The 1,227-nt window shown below is 72.0% G+C and carries 1 protein-coding gene; it reads right to left on the bottom strand.

Features of this window, described 5'->3' with window-relative positions; all coding sequences use genetic code 11:
* The coding region (locus tag ACTIDRAF_RS0225910; protein ID WP_245533649.1) for an aldo/keto reductase at nucleotides 1-1,041 on the bottom strand (1,041 nt) is incomplete at its 3' end.
* Between the last annotated feature and the right edge of the window lie 186 nt (nucleotides 1,042-1,227).

Below are 1,227 nucleotides of genomic sequence, written 5' to 3'. Positions count from 1 at the left end.
GGGCCCGAGCCGGTCGGAGGCGGACTGGCCCTGGTGCCAGTGCGGGTAGATCAGCCAGGGAGCGCTGACCTGGTCCAACGCCGCCCGTTCCTCGGCGGTGATGGTGAGCTCCGCGGCCGCGAGGTTGTCGACCAGCTGCTCGTCGCGGCGGGCACCGATGACCACCGAGGTGACCCCGGGCCGGCCCAGCAGCCAGGCCAGTGCGACCTGGGCGGCGGACACGCCGTGCCCGTCGGCGATCCCCACCAGGGTCTCGACCGTGTCGTAGAGCTTGTCGACGTCCCGTACCGGCGGTTCGCTCCACTCGGTGAGGTGGCGGGAGCCCTCGGGGGCCGACTGGTTCCGCCGGTACTTGCCGGAGAGCAGGCCCCCGGCGAGGGGGCTCCACACCAGGATGCCCAGGCCCTGGTCCAAGGACAGCGGCACCAGCTCGTACTCGGCGTCGCGGGACTCCAGCGAGTAGTAGATCTGCTGCGCCACGAACCGCTGGTAGCCGTGCTGGTCGGCGGTGGCCAACGCCTTCATCAACTGCCAGCCCGAGTAGTTGGAGGCCGCCAGGTAGCGGACCTTCCCGGACCGGACGAGGGTGTCGAGGGCCTCCAGCGTCTCCTCCAGCGGGGTCTCCCCGTCCCACTCGTGCACGTGGTAGATGTCGATGTGGTCGGTGCGCAGCCGCCGCAGGCTGGCCTCGACCTGCCGCAGGATGTGGTAGCGGGACAGGCCACCGTCGTTGGGTCCGTCGCCGGTGACCAGGCGGACCTTGGTGGACAGCAGCAGCCGGTCCCGGCGGCCCTCCACCACCTCGCCGACGATTTCCTCGGACAACCCGTCGGAGTAGATGTCGGCGGTGTCGAAGAGGTTGACGCCGGCGTCGAGGCAGAGGTCGACCTGCCGGCGGGCCCCCGCCACGTCGGTGTCGCCGAGCGCGCTGAACCCGCCGCGTCCGCCGAAGGTCATGGTGCCCATCGTCAGCGTCGACACCCGAAGGCCGGACCGCCCAAGTTGCCGGTACTCCATGCCGCAGCCCCTCTCACTGCTCACGTCCGTCGTCTGGGGGTGGTCGCCCGGACCCGGTGGGCACACGCCCCCGGGGATCCGAGTTGATCTCCACCCTGGGGGAGGCGGTCGTGGAGGGCAACAGGAAAAACGGAGGGGGTCGGCTCCGGGCGGCGACCCCGCCGGGACGCGGCGACCGGCCCTGCCGACGAGCGGGGCCCGGCCGGGGCG

Origin of the sequence: Actinoalloteichus spitiensis RMV-1378 (genome assembly GCF_000239155.1) — a bacterium.
GTDB classification, from domain to species: domain Bacteria; phylum Actinomycetota; class Actinomycetes; order Mycobacteriales; family Pseudonocardiaceae; genus Actinoalloteichus_B; species Actinoalloteichus_B spitiensis.
The sequence above is the reverse complement of the archived record's forward strand: the minus strand, read 5'-3'. Positions and strand labels throughout refer to the sequence as shown.